Annotated in this window: 16 protein-coding genes; 4 read left to right on the top strand and 12 right to left on the bottom strand. The window is 68.1% G+C overall.

Features of this window, described 5'->3' with window-relative positions:
• Window positions 1–6 precede the first annotated feature (6 nt).
• On the top strand, window positions 7–2,418 hold the full coding sequence (locus STARVERO_RS21550) for a hypothetical protein (RefSeq protein ID WP_159601473.1): 2,412 nt from the start codon (window positions 7–9) through the stop codon (window positions 2,416–2,418).
• Window positions 2,419–2,439: 21 nt separating this feature from the next.
• Here the strand turns inward: STARVERO_RS21550 and rfbA are convergent, their stop codons facing one another.
• The 5 genes from rfbA to mscL form a co-directional block, all read right to left on the bottom strand.
• On the bottom strand, window positions 2,440–3,312 hold the full coding sequence (rfbA, locus tag STARVERO_RS21545; protein WP_159601471.1) for a glucose-1-phosphate thymidylyltransferase RfbA: 873 nt from the start codon (window positions 3,310–3,312) through the stop codon (window positions 2,440–2,442).
• A 13-nt stretch (window positions 3,313–3,325) separates the two neighbouring features.
• Window positions 3,326–4,213 carry a dTDP-4-dehydrorhamnose reductase gene (gene rfbD, locus STARVERO_RS21540; protein WP_144341838.1) on the bottom strand — a complete coding sequence of 296 codons (888 nt, stop codon included), beginning with the start codon at window positions 4,211–4,213 and terminating at the stop codon, window positions 3,326–3,328.
• Entirely contained in the window at window positions 4,210–5,298 is a 1,089-nt protein-coding gene (gene rfbB / locus STARVERO_RS21535; protein ID WP_159601469.1) for a dTDP-glucose 4,6-dehydratase, read from the bottom strand. Before rfbB ends, rfbD begins: the two co-directional genes overlap by 4 nt.
• A 25-nt stretch (window positions 5,299–5,323) precedes the next feature.
• A complete protein-coding gene (gene rfbC, locus STARVERO_RS21530; protein WP_159601467.1) occupies window positions 5,324–5,884 on the bottom strand; it encodes a dTDP-4-dehydrorhamnose 3,5-epimerase in 561 nt (186 codons plus the stop codon).
• Window positions 5,885–5,996: 112 nt separating this feature from the next.
• Entirely contained in the window at window positions 5,997–6,416 is a 420-nt protein-coding gene (mscL, locus tag STARVERO_RS21525; RefSeq protein WP_159601465.1) for a large conductance mechanosensitive channel protein MscL, read from the bottom strand.
• A gap of 207 nt (window positions 6,417–6,623) precedes the next feature.
• Here mscL and STARVERO_RS21520 point away from each other — a divergent pair, with 207 nt between their 5' ends.
• Entirely contained in the window at window positions 6,624–10,163 is a 3,540-nt protein-coding gene (locus STARVERO_RS21520) for a PAS domain-containing hybrid sensor histidine kinase/response regulator (RefSeq protein WP_159601463.1), read from the top strand.
• 242 nt (window positions 10,164–10,405) lie between these two features.
• Here STARVERO_RS21520 and STARVERO_RS21515 read toward each other — a convergent pair whose 3' ends face one another.
• Window positions 10,406–11,074: a response regulator transcription factor gene (locus STARVERO_RS21515; protein WP_144341833.1), complete on the bottom strand. Its 669-nt coding sequence runs from the start codon at window positions 11,072–11,074 to the stop codon at window positions 10,406–10,408.
• Between the two features lie 138 nt (window positions 11,075–11,212).
• Complete coding sequence (locus STARVERO_RS21510; RefSeq protein WP_159601461.1) at window positions 11,213–11,677, bottom strand: secondary thiamine-phosphate synthase enzyme YjbQ; 465 nt, start codon at window positions 11,675–11,677, stop codon at window positions 11,213–11,215.
• Window positions 11,678–11,796: 119 nt separating this feature from the next.
• Between STARVERO_RS21510 and STARVERO_RS21505 the strand changes: the two genes are divergently transcribed.
• Window positions 11,797–12,789, top strand: a complete 993-nt coding sequence (locus STARVERO_RS21505) for an alpha/beta hydrolase (RefSeq protein WP_159601459.1) — start codon at window positions 11,797–11,799, stop codon at window positions 12,787–12,789.
• Between the two features lie 6 nt (window positions 12,790–12,795).
• On the opposite strand, the gene STARVERO_RS21500 is transcribed toward STARVERO_RS21505, so the two are convergent.
• The 3 genes from STARVERO_RS21500 to STARVERO_RS21490 all read right to left on the bottom strand — a co-directional run bounded on the left by STARVERO_RS21500 (window position 12,796) and on the right by STARVERO_RS21490 (window position 14,605).
• Window positions 12,796–13,317 carry a class I SAM-dependent methyltransferase gene (locus STARVERO_RS21500; RefSeq protein ID WP_159601457.1) on the bottom strand — a complete coding sequence of 174 codons (522 nt, stop codon included), beginning with the start codon at window positions 13,315–13,317 and terminating at the stop codon, window positions 12,796–12,798.
• 31 nt (window positions 13,318–13,348) lie between these two features.
• A complete protein-coding gene (locus STARVERO_RS21495) occupies window positions 13,349–13,963 on the bottom strand; it encodes a 2-hydroxychromene-2-carboxylate isomerase (RefSeq protein ID WP_159601455.1) in 615 nt (204 codons plus the stop codon).
• 210 nt (window positions 13,964–14,173) lie between these two features.
• On the bottom strand, window positions 14,174–14,605 hold the full coding sequence (locus tag STARVERO_RS21490; RefSeq protein WP_159601453.1) for a MerR family transcriptional regulator: 432 nt from the start codon (window positions 14,603–14,605) through the stop codon (window positions 14,174–14,176).
• Between the two features lie 599 nt (window positions 14,606–15,204).
• Between STARVERO_RS21490 and STARVERO_RS21485 the strand changes: the two genes are divergently transcribed.
• Window positions 15,205–18,675, top strand: a complete 3,471-nt coding sequence (locus tag STARVERO_RS21485; RefSeq protein WP_159601451.1) for an SEL1-like repeat protein — start codon at window positions 15,205–15,207, stop codon at window positions 18,673–18,675.
• 175 nt (window positions 18,676–18,850) lie between these two features.
• Here the strand turns inward: STARVERO_RS21485 and pdeM are convergent, their stop codons facing one another.
• A complete protein-coding gene (gene pdeM, locus STARVERO_RS21480; RefSeq protein WP_159601449.1) occupies window positions 18,851–19,615 on the bottom strand; it encodes a ligase-associated DNA damage response endonuclease PdeM in 765 nt (254 codons plus the stop codon).
• Window positions 19,602–22,097 carry a ligase-associated DNA damage response DEXH box helicase gene (locus STARVERO_RS21475; protein ID WP_200837886.1) on the bottom strand — a complete coding sequence of 832 codons (2,496 nt, stop codon included), beginning with the start codon at window positions 22,095–22,097 and terminating at the stop codon, window positions 19,602–19,604. The genes pdeM and STARVERO_RS21475 overlap by 14 nt, the downstream gene beginning before the upstream one ends.
• Window positions 22,098–22,350 lie beyond the last annotated feature (253 nt).

Here is a 22,350-nt window from a genome sequence, read left to right as displayed (position 1 = left end):
TACATCATGAAAATCGACTTAAAAATCGAGGCTGAAATGGAATATAAATACCCACAACAAACGCTTCCTTCATCCTTCATTCGGACAATTATACTTGTTTTTTGCTCAATATGCGCCCTGCTAATTTATGCAGATGCTTTGAAATTTTCGCTATGGCCCATTGTCGATGCCCTTGATCCCTCTTGGGTTGCAACGATAGCCGCCGGCCAACAACAAGGGCACAACTTCGGAACCGACATCACCTTCACCGTCGGACCACTAATGACACTTATATACCGATATTTTTATCCAGGAATCAACGCTCTATATATACTTTCACCAACAATACTTATCATTAGCCTCACAGCAACCACAATATTTGCATTTTCAACAACATCAAATTGGCGAATTATTGTATTTTTGCTTACATTATACCTATCAATTCAGTCATCCGACGCAACGCTTGTCGTATTAGCGGTGGCATTTTTTATGACTTGCCGAATCTTTGTTCAAAGAACATCAGTATACCTTATCACATTACTATTTTCTCTATCACTTTCCGCCATGACGTCTGCAAAATTTTCTACAATTTCTATAGTTATTCCCACGCTATTGCTTCTCGATATCGTTTTAGTGAACAATAAGCGATTACCCGTCGCAACGGCATCCTATGTATTTCTTTTCATCCTGATATGGATTTTGACAGGACAAAATCTGTCGAATCTCCCCGACTATCTACAAAGCGGATTTGAGGTAACCCGATTTTATTCCGAGGCAATGAGTATAACCGGCCCAGCATGGGATCTTTTAGCATGGACGTCCCTCGCAATCGCGACCGGCTGTCTTCTTATATGGTATAAATTCCGATCCATTCAGAAAGGCGAAAATTTCGTCGACGAAAGCGCAGAATTACTTGTCGTCGGTGCCGCGCTGTTTCTTTCCCTGAAGCACGGCTTTGTGCGGCACGATGCCCACTCCATGATCGCATGGAGCGCGCTGTCGTTGCTTCTCGCGTGGTTATTCATGTGCGACCACGCGCTCAGATCGCGCGTCGCAACCATGATCTCCCTTCTACTTCTAGCACTTACGCTCTTGGTGGGACATTTTTCAGCAATAAAGATGGCTCCTCACTCGATAATTACCGAAAAGATTTCATCTGGATACCACCAGATGACGATACTATATCAAATAATAACTGATTACGATAAATTTATTTCAAACAACCATGCCAATTGGAAAATTGCAGCAGCTAGAATACGAGAAAACTCTCCTCTTCCGAATATAGATGGTACTGTTGATATTATCCCTAACCGACAGGCAATTATCATCGCTTCGGGGCAGCATTTTGTGCCGCGCCCGACGGTCCAGGAACACGGCGCCTACTCGCCCTATCTAATTGGGAAAGATCGCGACTTCTTCCTCAGCGATCGCGCCCCAAAGTATCTCTATATGGCTCCGGGATCGATCGATGGCCGACACCCGGCCTCGGCCGAAGGCTCGCTTTGGCCGTTATTCCTTGCCAAATACGAAGTCGTCGACTCCCTCTCGGGCATGCTGCTCTTGCGGCAACGCCCTGTTCCACTGGAGAACATTCTGTCCCCACCGGAGCGCTCCGAAGCGCGCTTCAACGCAGCCGTCCCACTGCCGCCCGGCGACAGGCCGCTTTTCGTCTCTTTGGATATCCGCAAGACACTGTATGGCAGGCTCTTGAACTTCTTCTTCAAGCCTCCACCCGTTTTTCTGGTTGTCACATACAGTGACGGCAGCTCCGAGCCTTATCGCCTGATTCCGGCAATGGCCAGCGAAGGCATGATTCTGTCGCCTACCGTCACGACCGCACCCGACGACTATCTGGCTCTTGCGAAGGGGGACATCTCGCTGTTGCGCAAGCCTGTCTCGTTCACGGTCGTTGCAGATCGTTGGGGCCCTCGGGCCTATGCGCGCGAGATCGGCGTCTCCATTGCCAGCATCGATATTTCCGCGTTGCGGGCCAGCTATCGTCCGCCGGCGGCGGATTCAATGCTTGGACAGCGAATGAAGAAGATAGGTTCACTCATCTCCGCTCTGACGCCCAATCCCCCTGCCCTGACGCCCTCCCCAGAAGGCGTCTTCGCTCACGCCCCCGCGAGCATCTCGCTTGCGGTTCCAAACGCTGCGGCGCTGGAACTGGAGTTCGGCATCAGAGATGGAGCATGGCAGAACGGCAATGCCACGGATGGTGTCTGCTTCTCCATCCGCGACAGCGTGTCGGGCGATATTCTGTTCGAGCGCTGCCTCGATCCGCTCAACAACCCCGCCGACCGTCACACGCAGAAAGCTCACGTCGCGCTCCCGGCAGGAACAGCGAAAGTCGATGTCCGGACAGATTGCCGACAGGCCTGTTCATGGGACTGGTCGTATTGGAGCCAAGTCGAGCCCGTCCCAGCCGGAGCGCCGTGACAGGAAATCTTCGGCTTCTCCTCACTCCACCTCGTCCGCCAGCCGGACGAGGTACTTCCCGTAGTCCGACTTCTTCCGCGCCTCGCCCAGCTTGCGCAGCTGGGCGGCGTCGATGAAGCCGGCGCGGAAGGCGATTTCCTCCGGGGCGGCGATGCGCAGGCCCTGGCGGGTCTGGATGACCTGGACGAACTGCGCCGCCTCGATCAGCGAGTCCGGCGTGCCGGTGTCGAGCCAGGCGAAGCCGCGGCCCATCATCGAGACGTTGAGCTCGCCCCGCTCCAGATAGGCGCGGTTCACGTCGGTGATCTCGATCTCGCCGCGCGGCGACGGCTTCAGCGCGGCGGCGATCTCCACGACCCGGTTGTCGTAGAAATAGAGCCCCGTCACCGCGAGGTTGGACTTCGGCTTGAGCGGCTTCTCCTCCAGCGAGATCACCCGCCCGTCCGGGCCCATCTCGGCGACGCCGTAGCGCTCGGGGTCGTGCACGGGATAGCCGAACACGGTGGCGCCGGTCTCGCGCGCCACCGCCTCCTTCAGCAGTTCCGGCAGGCCGTGGCCGAAGAAGAGGTTGTCGCCCAGCACCAGCGCCACACGCTCGTCGCCGATGAAGTCGCGCCCGACGATAAAGGCGTCGGCGAGCCCGCGCGGACTGTCCTGCACAGCGTAGCTCAGGGAAATGCCGAAGGGCGATCCGTCGCCCAGCAGGTGCCGGAACAGCGCGCTGTCGTGCGGCGTGGTGATGATCAGTATGTCCCGGATCCCCGCCATCATCAGCGTGGAGAGCGGGTAGTAGATCATCGGCTTGTCGTAGACCGGCAGCAGCTGCTTGGAGACCGCCAGCGTGATCGGGTGAAGCCGGGTGCCGGAGCCCCCGGCGAGGATGATGCCCTTCATGTCGGATCTCGATCTAGGACGCCGGAGAGGCGAGAAGCTGGTCCACCACCTCGGCGGCCCGCTGCTGCCAGGGTGCGGCGCGGAAGCCGATGGCATGGGCGAGCCGGTCGCTGGCGAGTTCGGAATTGGCGGGTCGACGGGCCGGCGTGGGATAATCGGCTGTCGTGATCGGCACCACCTCGGGCCGGCGGCCGGTATGAACCGCGCCGCGCTCGATGATGGCGCGGGCGAAGTCGAACCACGTCGTCGCGCCGGTGCCGGCGAGGTGATAGGTGCCCGGAGCCATGTCGCCGCCGGCCAAAGCCCGGGCGGCGGCAAGCAGCCCTTCGGCAATGTCCTGCGTGGCGGTCGGGCAGCCCCTCTGGTCGGCGACGATGGTCAGCCTGTCGCGCTCGCCCGCGAGCCGCAGCATGGTCTTGAGGAAGTTCGCGCCGTGAACGCCATAGACCCAGGAGGTGCGCACGATGAGGTGGCGCTCCACGCCCGCGCGCACCGCCCGCTCGCCGGCCTCCTTGGAGACGCCGTAGACGCCCAGCGGCGCCACGGGATCGCTCTCCACATAGGCGCCGGCCTTGGTGCCGTCGAACACATAGTCGGTAGAGATATGGATCAGCCCGGCACCGTGCCGCGCGCAGGCGGCGGCCACCAGCCCCGGTGCCGTGGCGTTGAGCAGATGCGCCTTCTCCGGCTCGCTCTCGGCCTTGTCGACGGCCGTATAAGCGGCGGCGTTGATCACGATGTCCGGCCGGTGCGCCGTCAGCGCGACGTCGATCGCCGCCGCGTCGGTGATGTCGAGCCCGGCATGGTCCAGCGCCACCAGCTCGGCGACGCGCCCGGCCGCAAGCCCGGCGATCTCGCGCCCGACCTGCCCACCGGCCCCCAGCAGCAGCACCCGCGTCATTTGGAAAGCCCGATGCGCTGGCGGTCGTAGCGCGCCTTCAGCGGCTCCCACCAGGCGGTGTTGTCGAGATACCAGCGCACGGTCTTCTCGATGCCGCTCTCGAAGGTCTCGTCCGGCACCCAGCCGAGCTCGGTCTTCAGCTTCGTCGCGTCGATGGCATAGCGCGCGTCATGGCCGGGACGGTCAGTGACGAAGGTGATGAGCTTCTCGCGCGAACCGATCCGGGCGTCGGGAACGATGCGGTCCATGATGGTGCAGATGGTGCGCACCACATCGATGTTCCGCCGCTCGTTGTTGCCGCCGACATTGTAGCTCTCGCCGAGCCGCCCGCGCGTGGCGATCAGGTCCAGCGCGGCGGCGTGATCGTCGACATACAGCCAGTCGCGCACGTTCTCGCCCTTGCCGTAGATCGGCAGCGGCGCGCCGTCGAGCGCGTTGAGGATGGTCAGCGGGATCAGCTTTTCCGGGAAGTGGTACGGCCCATAATTGTTCGAGCAGTTCGACATCACCACCGGCAGGCCATAGGTATGGAACCAGGCCCGCACGAGATGGTCGGAGGAAGCCTTCGACGCCGAGTAGGGGGAGTTCGGCTGGTAGGGCGTATCCTCGCGGAACAGCCCCTCGTCGCCGAGCGTACCGTACACCTCGTCGGTCGAGATGTGGTGGAAGCGGAAGCGCTTCTGCGCGGCACCGTCGAGGGAACGCCAGTAGCCCAGCGATTCGTCGAGCAGCGTGTAGGTGCCGACAATATTGGTGCGGATGAAGTCACCCGGCCCGTCGATCGAACGGTCGACATGCGATTCGGCGGCGAGATGCATGACGAGGTCGGGGCGGAACTCGTGCAGGGCCGCACGGAAGGCCTGCCCGTCGCAGACGTCGGCCTGAAGGAAGCTGTGCCCCGGCAGATTGTGTACCTCGCCCAGGGAGGCAAGGTTCCCGGCATAGGTGAGCTTGTCATAGGTCAGCACCTGGCGGCCCTGGCGCACCAGGCGGCGCACGACGGCCGAGCCGATGAAACCGGCACCTCCGGTGACGAGGACACGCTGGGCCACACCGGGGGTTGTGCTGGAGACGATGCTTGTCATGTAGGCTCTTGTTCCGCAGGAAGAATCACAGGACGAAGGGCGTCGCGTAGTCACGCAGCCGTGGCGCCTGGCGGTCCTTGTCCGACAGGACCACCCTGTCCGCGCCCACCGGCCAGTCGATGCCGATATCCGGGTCGTCCCACAGGATTCCGGCATCGTGCGGGCGGGAATAGGGCGCGTCCACCTTATAGGCGACGATGGTATCGGGCTCCAACGTGCAGAAGCCGTGCGCGAAACCGTGCGGTACGAGCAATTGCTCGCCCTTTTCCGCCGTCAGCGTCGCACCGACCCACTTTCCGTAGCTCGGCGATCCCTTGCGGATATCGACCGCGACATCGAAGATCGCGCCGCGCACCGCGCGCACCAGTTTCGCCTGTGCCATCGGCGGCGCCTGGAAGTGCAGGCCGCGCACGACGCCCACCTCGCGGGAGAGCGATTCGTTGTCCTGCACGAAGGTGAGGTCGATGCCGAAATCGTCGAAGGCGGACTTCTTGTAGGTCTCGCAGAAATAGCCCCGATCATCGCCGTGCCGTACCGGCTGGATGAGGACGACATCGGGGATCGAAAGGCGTGTGAAGGCAACCATGGATATACGCTCGGTTAGATTGAAAGGCTTCTAACCGGTTTTGCGCCCCTGTCCCAGCCCTCTTTGCCGCACTGCACACACAGCGTGGCACTCCCGGCTATTTCAGGCCGGTTCACGCCTTTTTGGCGAGAATATCGCGAATTTCCGTAAGGAGGACCTCCTCCTTGGTTGGGGCCGCCGGCGCCGGCGGCTCGTTCGCCGCGTTGCGGCGCAACCGGTTGATTCCCTTCACCACCATGAACAGGATCCAGGCGATGATGAGGAAGTTGATGACGATGGTGAGGAAGTTGCCGTAGGCGAGCACCGCGCCCTGCTCGCGCGCGGCGGCAAGGCTGGTCGCCGTGACGTTGGACGACAGGCCGACGAAGTAGTTCGAGAAATCGAGGCCACCGAGGATGGCACCGACGATCGGCATGAACAGGTCGGAGACGATCGATTCGACGATCCGCCCGAAGGCGGCGCCGATGATCACGCCGATGGCGAGATCGACCACATTTCCCTTCACCGCAAATTCGCGGAATTCCGTCAGCATCTTCCCCACGTCGGTCCCCCGATTCACCAGCCTGTTCGTTCACTTTGATACGCTCCGCGCGAAGCGGCAACCCTTGCCGTTCGGCGAACGGCGCTCATCTTGCGCGCCGCTTGCCGATCCGCGCCGGCGCGGCGCATAAAGGGATGCCCTAGGGGCCTTCCCGCGAGGGCCCTGCGCTGGCAGGCGGAGCAACAGGCCCGGAGACGCATGCTTCAGGCATGGACCATCATCGTCGTCGCGCTCGTCTATATCGGCTTCCTCTTTGCCGTAGCGAGCTTTGGCGACCGGCGCCTCCCGCGCCGGGGACGTGAGGGCCGCCCCTACATCTACGCCCTGTCGCTCGCCGTCTACTGCACCTCCTGGACGTTCTTCGGCTCGGTCGGCCTCGCCACCACGCAGGGCGTGAACTTCCTCACCATCTATGTCGGGCCGATCCTCGTCTTCGCGCTCGGCACGCCGTTCCTGCTGCGCATCGTGCGTCTCGCCAAGGCGCAGAACATCACGTCGATCGCCGATTTCGTCGCCGCTCGCTACGGCAAGAGCCAGGGCGTGGCGGCGCTTGTGGCGTGCGTCGCCATCGTCGGCTCGCTGCCCTACATCGCCCTGCAGCTCAAGGCCGTCTCGGCGTCCCTGCTCGCCATGCTCGGCGACTTCGAGGGGCTCGGGTTGCATTACCCGATGGTCGGCGACCTCGCGCTGACCATCGCCGTGGCGATGGCGGTCTTCGCCGTGCTGTTCGGCACCCGCCACATCGACGCGACCGAGCACCAGGAAGGGCTGATGCTGGCGGTGGCGACCGAATCCATCGTCAAGCTGGTCAGCTTCCTGATGGTCGGCCTGTTCGTCGTCTTCGGCATGTTCTCCGGGCCTTTCGACCTGTTCGAGCAGGCCGCGGCAAAGGGCGTGCTGCCGACGCTGACGGAAGGCTCCTCGGTCGGCAGCTGGGCCGCGATGACGCTGCTGTCGGCCCTCGCCATCCTGCTGCTGCCGCGCCAGTTCCATGTCGCGGTGGTGGAGAACACCTCCGAACAGGAGATCCGCAAGGCGAGCTGGCTGTTCCCGCTCTACCTCGTCCTCATCAACATCTTCGTCATCCCCATCGCGGTCGCCGGCCTCGTCGCCTTCCCGCCGGGCTTCATCGACGGCGACATGTACGTCGTCACCCTGCCGCTTTCGGTCGGCGCACACGCCATGGCGCTCGTCGCCTTCGTCGGCGGCCTGTCGGCGGCGACCGCGATGGTCATCGTCGAGACGGTCGCGCTGGCGGTGATGGTGTCGAACGACATCTTCATGCCGCTGATGGTGCGCGGCCGGCGCCTGCGCGAGGCCGAGGAGGCGGGCCGCGCCAGCGCTCAGCCCGACGCCGTCGACATGGGCCACCGGCTGCTGACGGTGCGCCGCATCGCCATCGTCGCCATCCTGCTGCTGGCCTATCTCTACTACCGCGTCACCGGCGAGGCGCAGCTTGCCCAGATCGGCCTGCTCTCCTTCGCCGCCGTCGCCCAGTTCGGCCCCGCCCTGCTGATCGGGCTGGTCTGGCGGCGCGGCACCGCGCGCGGCGCATTGGCCGGCATCGCCGCGGGCATCGCGCTGTGGGCCTACACGCTGATGCTGCCCAATCTCGTCGATGCCGGGCTGTTCGCCACCACCCTGCTCGAGCGGGGCCCGTTCGATCTCGCCATGCTGCGCCCGCAGGCGCTGTTCGGGGTGCAGGCCAGCCCGCTCGTGCATGGCGTTCTGTGGAGCCTCAGCGTCAATGTGCTGGTGTTCTTCGCCGTCTCGCTGATGCGCCAGCCGACGCCGATCGAGCGGCTGCAGGCCAGCGTCTTCGTGCAGAGCGAGCACGCCCCCTCGGCGCCGAGCTTCCGGCTCTGGCGCTCGCCCGTCACCGTCGGCGAGCTCATCGCCACCGTCTCGCGCTATCTCGGCGAGGATCGCACCCGCGCCTCCTTCGAGAGCGTCTCGGCGATGCGCGGCGTCTCGCTGGAGCCGAACCGCGAGGCCGATTTCCAGCTCATCCGCTACGCCGAGCACCTGCTCGCCTCGGCCATCGGCGCGGCCTCCTCCCGCCTCGTGCTGTCGCTGATGCTGCGCAAGCGCACCGTCTCGACCAAGGCGGCGCTCAAGCTGCTGGACGATGCCTCGGCCGCCATCCAGTACAACCGCGAGATCCTGCAGACCGCGCTCGACCATGTCCGCCAGGGTATCGCGGTGTTCGACCGCGACCTCAGGCTCGTCACCTGGAACCGCCAGTTCGGCGAGATGCTGGACCTGCCGCCGGAAATCCTGCGCATCGGCGTCGGCATCGACCAGATCATCCGCTTCAACGCCGCCAACGGCCAGTTCGGCCCCGGCCCGGTCGAGGAGATCGTACGCGAGAAGCTCTCCCGCTACGCCCGCCGGAACGTCGCGTTCCAGGAGCGCCTCGCCCCCCGCGGCGTGGTCATGGAAGTGCGCGTCAACACCATGCCGGATGGCGGGGTGGTGGTGACCTTTACCGACATCACCCCGACGGTGGAGGCCGCCGAGGCGCTGGAGCGCGCCAACGAGACGCTGGAGCGGCGCGTGCGCGAGCGCACCAAGGCGCTGGAGAAGCTCAACACGCAGCTCGCCCAGGCGAAGTCCGAGGCGGACGAGGCCAACATCTCCAAGACCCGCTTCCTCGCCGCCGCCAGCCACGACATCCTGCAGCCGCTCAACGCCGCGCGGCTCTACGCCACGAGCCTCGTCGAGCGGGCCGAGGCCGGCGAGGAAACCCGGCTGGCGCGCAATGTCGATGCCTCCCTGGAGGCGGTGGAGGAGATCCTCGGTGCCCTGCTCGACATCTCGCGGCTCGACGCCGGCGCACTCAAGCCGGACATCGCCCCGTTGCGGCTCGACGAGATCTTCCGGCAGCTCGAGCTCGAATTCGCCCCCATGGCGAAGGAAAAAGGATTGCGCCTTACCTTCGTGCCGAGCACGGCGGCGGTTCGCTCGGATCGCCGGCTGCTGCGCCGCCTGCTGCAGAATCTCGTCTCCAACGCCATCAAGTACACGCCGCGCGGCCGCGTGCTGATCGGCGTGCGCCACCACCACGGCCGGCTGCGCGTGCAGGTGCTCGATACCGGCGTCGGCGTGCCGTCGGGCAAGCAGAAGCTCATCTTCAAGGAGTTCCAGCGGCTCGACGAGGGCGCCAAGGCCGCCCGCGGACTGGGGCTCGGCCTCTCCATCGTGGAGCGCATCGCGCGCGTGCTCGACCATCCGATCTCGCTCACCTCCATCCCCGGCAGAGGCAGCGTGTTCACCATCGAGGTGCCCTCCGCCCCGCCGATGCCCGCCATGGAGGAGCCCTCGCCCCGCCCGGCCGCGCCGGTGGCGACGCTTCAGGGCCTCAACGTGCTGTGCATCGACAACGATCCGGCGATCCTCGACGGCATGGAGACGCTGGTCTCGGGCTGGGGCTGCCATGTGATCAAGGCGCCGGGCATCAGCGAGGCCCTCGCCGTGCTGCGCGAGCGCCGCGCCGTGCCGGACGTGCTGCTGATCGACTACCACCTCGACAAGGGCGACGGCATCGATGCCGCCAAGCAGCTGCGCTGGAAGCTCGGCCAGTCGCTGCCGGCGGTGCTGATCACCGCCGACCGCTCGAAGCGCGTGCGCGACGGCGCCCGCGCCACGGAGATGGCCGTGCTCAACAAGCCGGTGCGACCGGCCGCCCTGCGCGCCTTGCTCGCCCAGTACCGCGCCACCCGCGCGGCGGCGGAGTAGACGAGGCTCACCACAAGAACGACGTCATGGCCGGGTTTGGCCCGGCCATCCATGCCTTTGGATCAGTAAGAAAGACGTGGATTCCCGGGCCGAGCCCGGGAATGACGGCCATCTGGGATGAACCCTTCATCCCAGATGAGCCAGAGGCCCGATCCGGGATCGCTGTCGATCACGGACAAGCCGGCCCACCGGACACGTCCTCATCCCCGGGCCTGACCCGGCGATGAGGATACTAAGGGAAATCACCCCGCCGCCTGTGCCCAGGTGCCGCCCTCGATCTTCGAGGCGGCGATCACCGCCTGGGTGCGGCTTTCCACGCCGAGCTTCTGAAGGATGGCCGAGACATGCGCCTTCACGGTCGCCTCGGAAACCCCGAGCTCATAGGCGATCTGCTTGTTCAGCAGCCCCTCGGACAGCATCATCAGCACCCGCACCTGCTGCGGGGTCAGCGTGGCGAGGCGGGCGACGAGGGCCTGCGTCTCCTTGTCGGAGCCGCCGGACAGGTCGACGTCGGGCGGCGTCCAGGTCCGCCCCTCCAGCACGGCGGCGATCGCCTCGCGCATGGTCTCGACCGCGCTGGTCTTGGGGATGAAGCCGGAGGCGCCGAACTCCATGCAGTTGCGGATGACGCCGGCCTCCTCGTTGGCGGAGACGACCACCACCGGGATACCGGGATATTGCGCGCGCAGATACATGAGCCCCGAGAAGCCGCGCACGCCCGGCATGGTCAGGTCGAGCAGGATGAGGTCGAGATCGCTCTCGCGCTCCAGCAGCGCCTGAAGCTCCTCGAAGCCGCCGGCCTCGAACAGTTCCGCCGCCGGAAACTGGCGCGACATCGCCTCGCGCAGTGCACCCCTGAAAAGCGGATGGTCGTCCGCGATCACCAAACGGAAACTCGTCGTCGTATCCACGCGCAGCGGCCCTCTCCCCACGCGGACATGCGCTCGCCGCAAGTCCGCGCCGCGATCATGGTGCGCCGAAACCGTCGCCGCAAGCCGCATGGCGGCCTTGTCCGGCACGACCCCTTCGCAAGGTAATCACAACGACCTTTAGTGGGCCTCGCCGACAAAGGCTACAACCAATTCGCGCCGGTGCGGGCGTGCGCGATGCTCGACGAGATAGAGCCCCTGCCAGGTGCCGAGCGCCATGCGTCCCTCGCTCACCGGCACGGCCAGGCTGACGCCGGTCAGCACCGATTTGATATGGGCAGGCATATCGTCCGGCCCTTCGAGATCGTGCACCCAGCCGGCCTGCTCCGGCGCCAGCCGGTCGAGCGCCGTGAGCAGGTCGATCCGCACGTCCGGATCGGCGTTTTCCTGGATGGCGAGCGAGGCCGAGGTGTGGCGGCAGAACACCGACACGTCTCCCTCCCGCGCGCCCACGCTTTCGAGAAACGCCGCCACCGCCCGCGTGATCTCGACAAATCCGCACCCGTCCGTATCGACCGCGAGCACCGTCGAAAAGCGCCGCGTTACCGCGCTTTCCCGCACCTCGCCCTGCCGGATCTTCGCCATGGACGCCTCCTTGCCCTCGGGTCAGCGCTGGACGAACGGACCCGGCTGGGTTTGGATAGGACGGATCAGCCCCTGATGACAGGCCCTCCCCAACGCTATCGCCGGAGCGTCCCCGCCTCATGTCTTCTCCGCTGCCCGACCGCCCGTCCCGGTCCTCCTCCGCGCTCGTCGTCGACCCCGCCCTGTTCGATCCTGCCGCCGTCGCCCCGGACACGCGGGCGGTGAACGCCGCCATCGTCAAGGCGCTCGGCGCGGTGCCGGATCGCTGGGTATTTCCCATGGCGATGCTGCGCAAGCTGCGTCTGGAGGGCAAGGGTCCTTTCCCGCTGTCGCCCGAGAGCCCCTATGCCGAGGTGATCGAGATCGATGGGCCGCACGGCCCGGTGCCGCTGCGCATCCTCACCCCGCCGGAGCCGGCGCGCGGCGTCTATCTGCACATTCATGGCGGCGGCTGGTGCCTCGGCTCGGCGCGCGAGAATGACGGACTCAACCACCGCCTCGTCGAGCGCACCGGCTTCGCCGTGGTCTCGGTCGACTACCGGCTGGCCCCGGAAGCGCCCTATCCCGCGGCCCCGGACGACTGCGAAGCCGCCGCCCTGTGGCTTCTGCGCGAGGGGCCGGCGCGTTTCGGCACCGATCGCTTTGCCATCGGCGGCGAATCCGCCGGTGCGAATCTCTCGGTCGCTACCCTGTTGCGACTACGCGACCGGCACGACCTACCCCCCTTCCGCGCCGCCAACCTCAACGCCGGGTGCTACGATCTCGGCCTGACGCCCAGCGCCCGGCAATGGGGCGAAGAGCCGCTCGTGCTCAACACGCGCGACATCAACGTCTTCGTCGGCCACTATCTGCGCGAGGGAGGCGACATCGCCATCCCGGACATCTCACCGCTGCACGCCGACCTGAGGGGCCTGCCGCCGGCGCTCTTCACCATCGGCACACGCGACGCGCTTCTGGACGACACGCTGTTCATGGCGCCGCGGTGGCTCGCCGCCGGCAACCCGGCGGAACTCGCCGTCTATCCCGGCGGCTGCCATGTCTTCATCGGCTTCCCCGGCAGCCTGGCCGACCAGGCGCTCGCCCGCTCGCATGCCTTCATCTCGGCCTGCTAGGACGAACTAAAGGCTCTGGCCCTGCTGTTGCGGGGCCGCGCCGCGCAGACGGTCGACCATCTCGAAGAAGCGGCGGAACACATGCTCCGCCATGTCCATCGCCTGATCGAGACGCTTGCGCGCGTCCTCGGACAGTTCGGGATCGTCGGCCGGCGGAACAGGCTTTGCGGAAGGAGGCTCGCCCGGACGGGCAGGCTCCGGCGGCGCCATGATGTCCGGCACGCCACCCGTGCCCGCGCCGGCGCGTCCCTTTTCCAGCTCGGCAAGGCGTGCCTGCAGCCGGGCGATCTCGCCCTCCAGCGCTGCACGGTCCTCCGGAACGGCCTCGCAGACCCAGGCGCCGGATTTCATCGAGCAGAACGACATGGCGCCATTCGTCGTGTCGAGCTTGATCAGCCCGCCCTCGACGGGCTGCATGGTGAAGCGCGCGCTCTCGCCTGTCGCCGACGGTGCCTGCGCCAGAGCCGTATGGAAACCCGCCAAGGCCAGCACCAGCGCTGCCCCGGTTCCGATGGTGATCAGCCGCATATCCGGCCCTCCCCTCACGCGACGCGCCGGCTCACGGCGTGAACGGCGCGCGCCCGCTCGACAACGCGCGGTCGAGCAGGTCGATCCGATCCTGCCCCCAGAACACCTCGCCGTCGAGAACATAGGCTGGTGAGCCGAACACGTCGGCCTCCACCGCCGCGTCGTGGTTCGCCTGGTAGATGACGGCAGTGCGGTCAGCGGCAGCCATTTCCAGCAGCTCCGCCGGCAGGCCGAGTTCCGCCAGCACCTCCGCCAGCGTCGCGGGGTCGGCCATATCCTCCTCGCGCTGCCAGACGCCCGAGATCAGACGCGCGATGAGCGGCGCCGCGTCGTGACCGGCGATCTGTGCGGCGATGACGAGCCGGTCGCCATGCTTGGCATCCAACGGCCAGTGCGCGGGGCTCACATGGAAATCGATCCCCCGCGCCTCGCGCCAGCGCTTCAACTCCACCAGCCGGTAGCGCTGGCGGGCCGGGTGGCGACGAGGGAGAGGCAGGCCGCCCGTATCGGCGAAGAGCTCACCGAGAAACACAGGACGGAAATTGACCCGTGCGCCGTGGCGCCGCGCCACATCGAGAAAGGGAGCATGGCCGATGAAGGCCCAGGGGCTGACGATGGAGAAATAGTAGTCGATGGAACGAGACATGAGGGCCACTTCGCACGCGTATCCAGGGTGCCGAATCTACAGGGCGATCCGACCACGGCCCGTACGCTAGTGCCCTTTCCGGCTCTGTGAAACCGGATCGCGCCTTTATTAATGCGCCAATGTCCCCGCAAAATGCCGACGGCGCCCACGAAGGGCGCCGCCAACCTTGGTCCTGGAGGATCTTGGAGAGAAGAGTAATTCTGACGAGGGTCAGGCCGCCGGGCGGGCAGCGAAGGCGGCAACCATCTGGCGCAACTCGCCGATGGCTTCCTCGATCTCAACCTTCTGCTGCTCGAGCAGGGCAAGCTGCTCGGCGCACTTCTCCCTGGTCAGCGCGAGACCGCCAGCCGGCACGGCGCTACCCTCGCGCAACGCCACCATCGCCTTGATCTCCGCGAGGGTGAAGCCGAGTTTTTTGCCTTTCAGGATGATAGCAAGCCGGTCGCGCTCGGCGGCGCTGTAGAGACGGGTCAGACCCTCGCGGCGGGGGGCGAGGAGGCCCTTGTCCTCGTAGAAACGCAGGGCGCGCAGCGTCACGCCGAACTCGCGGGCGAGGTCGCCGATGGTGAAGAAGGCGCTCTCCCCGGAACGGGAAGAGTGAGCATCGGCCGTACGTTCGGCCTCGAAGGAGGTGAAATCCATGTCGGCAACTCCGGCTGGGAAATGGCAACACGTCAGGGGTGTTGTCGCAACTTTCGCAGACCGGTTGCCGCAAGGGGAGAAAGTCACACCCTACGTTAGGGCAACTTACTGTTAAATGCGAAATCAAGTCGTTGATTTTGCGTCACTAATCGCGGAATGCGCAACTCCGGCCGGGCGTAGCCGGCAGGGTAGCGAAATGCGTAGCGTTGAGTAGCAGGGGGCGTAGCATCGCGCCGGAGTAGCGATGGAAGAGTCGCGCACGACATACCTGGATACCGGCGCGGATCTCCCCGTCGGCACGCCGGTCCGCCTGCCGTATCGCTTCTGCCGTATCCCTTCCGCGCGGGGCGGCCACCGGCCGGTCGTGCCGCGCGATCGCGAGCCGGCGTCGGCCTTCGCGTCACGTTCCCGCGCCGGCATGGTTAATCGGCGGTATCATTAACGCGCCATTTACCAAGTTTCGAAACAGTTGCGTCCGGCAGCCGCCAGAGCCGCCGCGGCGATTCCCGCCGCTCATGGCGCCGGACGCGACGGAGAAAAAGGTGAGGCAAGGGGCCCCTTCGACGGCCGGGCAAATCGCCCCCGAAGCCTGGAAAGCCATGAGCGAAGCCGCCGAGCGCGCGGGCATGCCGCTCGACCAGTGGCTGCGGGGACAGCTCCTCGGAACCACCGCCGCCGGAACCGCCGCGCCCGCTCCCGCCGAGGCGGCGGGCGGCGTCGCCGAATTGCAGCGCCGGATCGAGCAGCTGACCAGCGAGGTCGGCCGGCTCGGAAACATGGTCCATCCCGATACGCTGCCTTCCAACACCGACGATGCGCACGCGGCTCACGCCGCGACGGGCTACGCCGACGCGCCCTATACGCCGCATGCCGGCGCGGCGAACGCCGGGACGGCCCATGCCGGGATGACCCGCCCCGCCATGGCGGCAGGCGCCTACGCGCCGATGGCGGCCAGCGCCTACGCGCCGGAAGAGCCCGCGCCGGTCGCGGCGCCTCCCGCGCGCCCGGCTTCGACCGGCTCCGCCTATGCCGACCAGCGGCTCCAGGAGGCGATCCACGAGATCGACCAGCGGCTGGCGTCCATGCACCTCATCCCGCCGCGCACGGAGACGCCCCGGACGGCGCCGCCGAGCGGCCCGGTCACGGCGAACGCCATCGAGGCCGCCGTGGCCGAGATCGCCGCGCGCCAGAACGAACTCGACAGCGCCCCCCGCCGCCGGACCGCCGAAGCGCCGGCCCGCGAGCCGGCCCCGCGCGAGCCCTATTCCCGCGAGCCGGTTTCACGCGGGCCCTACTCCGGCGAGAACGTTGGCCGCGAGAGCGTTAGTCGCGAAAATCTTGGCCGCGAAAACCTTGGCCGCGAAAATCCCGCCCGCGAGCCGCGCCCGGCGCCCGCCCGCCGGGAGAGCGCGCCCCGCGACGCGATCAGCGAGCGCTTTGTCCGCGATCCCTTCGCCGCCGGCGGCTTCCCGCCCCGCGCCGCATCGACGCCCACACCGGCTCTCGCACCGGCGGCACCGGCCATGTCCTCGGCGGCCGTACAGACGGCCGTCGGCGACGCGCTCTCGGTGCTGCAGGGCGAGCTCGGCGGCATGCGCCAGTCGCTCGCCACGCTGGCCCCGCGCCGCGCGGTCGACGAATTGCAGCGCGTGGTGCAGCAGCTTGCCGACCGGGTGGAGCGCTCCGGCTCGCGCGACGAGGACCTGCGCAGCACGCTGGTCGCCCTGCGCGACATGATCGGCGGGCTGAAGCTGCCCGAACACCCGGCGCTGCTGCTCGGGCGCATCGACGCGCTGGAGCGCAAGCTCGACATCGTCAACGCCAAGATGGTGGACGGCGCCACCGTCGCCCGCCTTCAGGCGCAGGCCGGCGAGATCCGCGAATTGCTGGCCCGCACCCTCTCCTCGGATTCGGTGCGCCTGCTCGCCGAGCAGGTATCCATGCTGGCGACCAAGGTCTCCGACATGGCCGCCAACGAGGACCGCGCCTTCCGCACGGCGGTCGGCTCGCTGGAGCGGCGCCTCGACACGCTGGCCGACAAGATCGGCAACCAGCCGGCGCCGGTCATCCCGCTCGACGACCTCGTCGGCCGGCTCGACGCCATCCAGACCAGCCTCGCCAGCGCCCGCCGCGAACTGCCGGCCGGCATGGAGACGATGATCAAGGGCCTGTCCGAGCGCATCGAACGGATCGAGCGCCCGATTTCCATCCCCGACAACGGGCCGCGCCTCGACGATCTCAGCCGGCAGATCGGCGAGCTCACCCAGAGGATCGAGAAGGCGGTCGCCGGCGCCGAGATCGCCGGCCAGCTTTCCAGCATCGAGCGCGGCGTCAACGACCTCTTCATCCAGATGGAAGAGACCCGCGCCACCTTCCTCGCGGGCTCGCACCCCCGTCCGCCGGGCAATGGCGGCAACCCGAACGGCGGCGCGCGGATCCGGCGCGAGATCGCCGCCGTCGAGGCGAAGGCTCCGACGGCTTCTGCCCCGACCGCTTCTGCCCAGACGGCCCCGGTGGCCGCTGCTCCGATGGCCGCGATGCCGGCCGTATCGGCGGCGCCCGCCCCGGCCGCCGAGGCCGTGGCGACGTCTCCGGCCGAGCCCGTGGTCGAGGCCAGCTTCACGCCGCCGCCGGCCTCGATCCCCAAGCCTTTCGAGCCCCAGCTCATGCGGGCCGCGCTGGAGGAACTGAACCGTTCCGCCGGGGCGGCGGCCGCGCTCGGCGCCGGTCCGGTCGCGGCAGGGGCGCCGGCCTCGGTCCCGTCCGCCGAGATCGAGACCACCGACACCGCCGACATCGAAACCGCCGACACGCCGCATTCGGACGAGCCGGCCGCGCTCGACCACCGCCGCGACGAAGCCTCGCTGCTCGCCCGCGCACTGGAGGACGAGTTCGACTTCCGCCCGGTCGACCTCGACGCACAGGCTGCCGCGCGCGGCATCGTGCCGGGCGAGGCCCCGGCGGCGGCGACGGGCGCGCCCAGCCGCGCCGCCTTCATCGCCCAGGCCCGCCGCGCCGCCCAGCCGGCCGGCACCATTCCGCCGGAACTGCGCAGCCATATCGCCGACCGCCATCGCCGCCAGCCCACCCGCTGGCTGGCGCGCATCCGCGCCATGCTGCTGATCGGCCTGTGCGGCTCGGCGCTGGCCTATGGCTCCTGGCACCTGCTGACGCAGCTGCGCGACGGCCAGCTGCGCGCCTTCGCGCCGACCTCCTCGGCCACCGCGACGCTGCCTCCGGCGGCCCGCCCGGCACCGACGCCGGACGATGTCACCGGCTCGATCGGCAAGGCCGCGCCACGTCCCCAGCCGCCGGCCGGGCTGCCGGCCAACCCGCAGGGCGCTCCCGTCGGGCCCGCCGCCCCGGTGGCGCCGATCGGCCCCTCCAGCATGTCGCTGCCGACCGAGCTGCCCGGCGGCATCGCCAGCCAGGCGCTGCGCGCCGCCGCGCTGGGCGGCGACCCCGGCGCGGCCTTCGAGATCGCCCGGCGCTTCATGGACGGCGAAGGCGTGGCGCCCAGCGCCGCCCGCGCCGCCGAATGGTACGCCTACGCCTCGGCCAACGGCTCGGTGCCCGCGACCTACCGGCTCGGCATGATCTACGAGAAGGGCATGGACGGCGTGCCGCGCGACGTCGCCAAGGCGCGCCAGCTCTATGTGCAGGCGGCTGACGCCGGCAACGTCTCGGCCATGCACAATCTCGGCGTGCTGCTGGCCTCCGGCGTCGACAACCCGCCGGACTACCGCAACGCCGCCGCCTGGTTCACCCGCGCCGCCGAGCACGGGGTGCGCGACAGCCAGTACAATCTCGCCGTGCTCTACGCCCGCGGCTTCGGCGTGGCGATGAACCCGCCCGAGGCCTGGCGCTGGTTCGCGCTCGCCGCCGCCGGCGGCGACGGCGAGGCCGCCGCCAAGCGCGACGAGATCGGCGACCGGCTCGACCCGCGCACGCTCGCGGCGGTCCGGCAGGAGGTGGAGGGCTGGACGCCGCAGGTGGTCGACGCGCTGGCCAATGACAGCTCGGCCACCGGCTGGAACGACGGCATGCCGCGCAAGACCGCCTCGCGCTGAGACGGCCGCGCGCGGAGATGGCCGCGCGCGGAGACCGCCTCGCGCTGAACCTCGACGCCCATCCACCCGAACGACGTCATGGCCGGGCCTGTCCCGGCCCTCCACGTCTCTGGACCGGGAGAACTCGTAGATGCCCGGTCCGGGACCGGGCATGACGTGGTTCCCTTGGGCTTTTTCAGCCCGCGCGATCCGGCAGGCAGGCGTGATGGGCGATGCGGTAGGTGCGGGCGGCGCCGACGAGATGGGCGGCGTAATCGCGCACGAACAGCCCGGCCAGCGCGGCGTCGCGAATGTTCAGCCCGCCCGCATAGGCGCCCAGCGCCGGCATGACGAGCCGCGACCCGTCGGTGGCGAAGCAGCGGCGCCGCAGGCTGCGTCCGCGCTGCACGAGGCGCGCCACCGGATGGAAATGCCCGACGATCTCGCCCCGCACGAAGCCGGGCGCCGGCTCGTGGCGCAGCGTCAGCGGCCCGAGGCGCAGCAAATCGAGATGGTTGCCGCCGAGGCCCGGGGCGGGATCGGGATCGTGATTGCCGGCGATCCAGATCATCTCGCGCCCGCGCCCCAGCGCGGCGAGGCTGGCGTGCTCGTCGCTGCCCAGCCGCGCGGCGGCGCCGCGGTCGTGGAAGCTGTCGCCCAGCGCGACGATGGCGCGCGGCTGCCAGCGGGCGGCGATGCGCTCCAGCAAGGCGAGCGTGGCGCGGGAATCATAGGGCGGCAGCGGCACGCCGCGGGCGGCGAAGGCCGAGCCCTTCTCCAGATGCAGGTCGGCGACGACCAGCAGGCGCTCCTCCGGCCAGTAGAGGGCGCCGGCGGGATCGAGCAGCAGGTGCACGCCGGCGAGCAGGATGCCGTCGTCGGCGGAATCCTGGGCGGGAACCCGCGCCGCGTCGCCCTCCGCCAGCGTCTGGTCCGCCGGTGCCCCGTCAGGCCGCGCCATTCATCGCCTCCCGGATCAGCTCGTCCTCGGCCTCGGCGAGCAGCGCCTCGTTCGCCGCGCCCGCCACCATCTCGCGCCCGATCTCCAGCATCACCGGCACGGCGAGCGGGGAGACGCGCGGCAGGGCGACATGGTCGATTCGCCCCCTGATGCGGGTGAGCATGTCGGAGAGGCGGCGAATGTCCAGCAGCCCCGTCGCCGCATCGGCGCGGGCGGCGCGCAGCAGCAGGTGGCCCGGCTCGTGGCGGCGCAGCACGTCATAGACGAGATCGGTCGACATCGTCACCTGGCGGGAGTTCTTCTCCTTGCCGGGGAAGCGGCGCTCGATCAGCCCGGCGATGACCGCGCACTGGCGGAAGGTGCGCTTCATCAGCGAGGTCTCGGCGAGCCAGGCCTCGAGGTCGTCGCCCAGCATGTCGGCGTCGAACAGGCCGTCGAGGGAGAGCCGACCGCCGCCGACCGCCGCCGAGAGGTCGGACAGGCCGTAGATGGCGAGGGCGTAGTCGTTGGCCATGAAGCCGAGCGGGTGGAGGCCGGCGCGGTCGAGGCGGCGGGTCAGCAGCATGCCGAGCGTGCGGTGGGCGAGGCGTCCCTCGAAGGGATACGCCACCAGATAATGCCGCCCGCCGCGCGGGAAGGTCTCGACCAGCAGGTCCTCGCGGCCCGGCAGGCGCGAGCGGCGCCGCTGCAGGTCGAGCCATTCGTGCACCTGTCCCGGCAAGGCGGGCCAGCGGGCGGGCGTCGCCAGCAGCGCGCGCACCCCGGCGGCGAGGAAGGTGGAGAGCGGGAACTTGCCGCCTTCGTAGGACGGCACCTTCGGCTCGGTGGCGCTGGTGCGGGCGGCGCGCACCTCGTTCTCGACGATGGTGAGGAATTCCAGCACCTCGCCGGCGAAGACGAAGGTGTCGCCGGGGCTGAGCTGCTCGGCGAAATACTCCTCCACCTCGCCGAGCACCCGCCCGCCATAGCGGGATTTCGCGCCGGCGAGGCGCACTTTCAGCATGGTCGCCTCGACGATGGTGCCGACGTTCAGCCGGTACTGCTGCGCCACCTGCGGGTTGGCCACGCGCCAGCGGCCGTCCTTCATCCGGCGGATGCGGGCGAAGCGCTCATAGGCGCGCAGCGCGTAGCCGCCGGTGGCGACGAAATCGATCACGTCGTCGAAATCGGCGCGGGAGAGGTCGGCATAGGGCTCGGCGGAGGTCACTTCCGCGAACAGCTCGTCCGCCGTGAAGGGCGCGGCGCAGGCCATGCCGAGCACGTGCTGGGCCAGCACGTCGAGCGCGCCGGTGCGGATCACCGCGCCGTCCTGCGCCCCCGCCCGCACCGCCTCCAGCGCCGCCCGGCACTCCAGAACCTCGAAGCGGTTGGCCGGCACGAGCACGGCGCGCGAGGGCTCGTCCAGCCGGTGATTGGCGCGGCCGATGCGCTGCATCAGGCGCGAGGAGCCCTTTGGCGCGCCCACGTTGATCACCAGATCGACCGCGCCCCAGTCGATGCCCAGATCCAGCGAGGAGGTGCACACCACGCCCTTCAGCCGCCCCTCGCCCATCGCCGCCTCGACCTTGCGGCGCTGGGCGACGTCGAGCGAACCATGATGCAGCGCGATGGGCAGGTTGGCGTCGTTGATGCGCCACAGCTCCTGGAACAGCAGCTCGGCCTGCATGCGGGTGTTGACGAAGACGAGCGTCGTCGTGTTGGCCGCGATCAGCCCGTAGATCTCCGCGAGGGCATGGCGCGCCGTGTGCCCCGCCCAGGGCACGTGGGCGACGCTTTCCAGCATGGAAAGGTCGGGCGCCGCCCCCGCCTCGGCGACCACCATATCGCCCATCGCGCCCTTCCCGTCCTGCGGCACCAGCCAGCGGCGCAGCGTGTCGGGATCGGCCACGGTCGCCGACAGACCGACCGTCTGCGCAGCGGGCGCGAGGCGCCGCAGCCGGGCGAGCCCGAGCGCGAGCAGGTCGCCGCGCTTGGAGCCGGCGAGCGCGTGCAGCTCGTCCAGCACGATGCGCTTGAGGTCGGCGAACAGGTGCTCGGCGTCCGCCGAGGCGAGCAGCAGGGCGATCTGCTCGGGCGTGGTGAGCAGGATGTCCGGCGGGTCGCGCCGCTGGCGCTGACGGCGCGCGGCGGGCGTGTCGCCGGTGCGGGTCTCGATGCGGATGGGCAGCGCCATCTCCGCCGCCGGCCGCTCCAGATTGCGCGCCACGTCGACCGCCAGCGCCTTCAGCGGCGAGATGTAGAGCGTGTGCAGGCCCGGCGGCCGGGCGCTGTTGCGCGGCTTCGGGCGCCCGGCGAGCTCGACGAGGGTCGGCAGGAAGCCGGCCAGCGTCTTGCCCGCGCCGGTGGGCGCGATCAGCAGGGTGGAGCGCCCGGCCCGCGCCTTCGCCAGCAGCGCGAGCTGATGGGCGCGCGGCGCCCATCCCCGGCCGGCGAACCAGCGGCGGAAGGGCTCGGGGAGGAGGTCGTCGGGTACGCTGTCCATGATCGGCACGGCGAGAAGCTAATGCCTGCGCGCGGAAATGCGAGGGGGCGCGCGCGGATGCCACCCCTCCGACCCGCTTCGCGGACCACCTCCCCCGCGGGCGGGGGAGAGTTTGGAGGGACAGCAGGGTTTCAGCCCTTGCGCCGCCATGCCCGGGCTTGTCCCGGGCATGGCGGCGGGAAGGTGGAGAGGGCCGAGGGCGGCATGTCGGGCGCCTTTGCCGGCCTGCGTGCTTCGAGGCCGGCCTGACGCC

Origin of the sequence: Starkeya nomas (assembly GCF_902703545.1) — a bacterium.
GTDB lineage: Bacteria > Pseudomonadota > Alphaproteobacteria > Rhizobiales > Xanthobacteraceae > Ancylobacter > Ancylobacter moscoviensis.
This window is presented reverse-complemented; position numbering and strand designations above follow the sequence as displayed.

What these genes read in the sequence shown, in the direction of transcription:
- pdeM (WP_159601449.1), bottom strand. Translation starts at nt 19,615, where the DNA reads ATGGCGCGGCCTGACGGGGCACCGGCGGACCAGACGCTGGCGGAGGGC.
- STARVERO_RS21510 (WP_159601461.1), bottom strand. Translation starts at nt 11,677, where the DNA reads ATGGCGAAGATCCGGCAGGGCGAGGTGCGGGAAAGCGCGGTAACGCGG.
- STARVERO_RS21520 (WP_159601463.1), top strand. Translation starts at nt 6,624, where the DNA reads ATGCTTCAGGCATGGACCATCATCGTCGTCGCGCTCGTCTATATCGGC.
- rfbA (WP_159601471.1), bottom strand. Translation starts at nt 3,312, where the DNA reads ATGAAGGGCATCATCCTCGCCGGGGGCTCCGGCACCCGGCTTCACCCG.
- STARVERO_RS21550 (WP_159601473.1), top strand. Translation starts at nt 7, where the DNA reads ATGAAAATCGACTTAAAAATCGAGGCTGAAATGGAATATAAATACCCA.
- mscL (WP_159601465.1), bottom strand. Translation starts at nt 6,416, where the DNA reads ATGCTGACGGAATTCCGCGAATTTGCGGTGAAGGGAAATGTGGTCGAT.
- rfbD (WP_144341838.1), bottom strand. Translation starts at nt 4,213, where the DNA reads ATGACGCGGGTGCTGCTGCTGGGGGCCGGTGGGCAGGTCGGGCGCGAG.
- STARVERO_RS21485 (WP_159601451.1), top strand. Translation starts at nt 15,205, where the DNA reads ATGAGCGAAGCCGCCGAGCGCGCGGGCATGCCGCTCGACCAGTGGCTG.
- STARVERO_RS21475 (WP_200837886.1), bottom strand. Translation starts at nt 22,097, where the DNA reads ATGGACAGCGTACCCGACGACCTCCTCCCCGAGCCCTTCCGCCGCTGG.
- STARVERO_RS21495 (WP_159601455.1), bottom strand. Translation starts at nt 13,963, where the DNA reads ATGTCTCGTTCCATCGACTACTATTTCTCCATCGTCAGCCCCTGGGCC.
- rfbB (WP_159601469.1), bottom strand. Translation starts at nt 5,298, where the DNA reads ATGACAAGCATCGTCTCCAGCACAACCCCCGGTGTGGCCCAGCGTGTC.
- STARVERO_RS21500 (WP_159601457.1), bottom strand. Translation starts at nt 13,317, where the DNA reads ATGCGGCTGATCACCATCGGAACCGGGGCAGCGCTGGTGCTGGCCTTG.
- rfbC (WP_159601467.1), bottom strand. Translation starts at nt 5,884, where the DNA reads ATGGTTGCCTTCACACGCCTTTCGATCCCCGATGTCGTCCTCATCCAG.
- STARVERO_RS21490 (WP_159601453.1), bottom strand. Translation starts at nt 14,605, where the DNA reads ATGGATTTCACCTCCTTCGAGGCCGAACGTACGGCCGATGCTCACTCT.
- STARVERO_RS21505 (WP_159601459.1), top strand. Translation starts at nt 11,797, where the DNA reads ATGTCTTCTCCGCTGCCCGACCGCCCGTCCCGGTCCTCCTCCGCGCTC.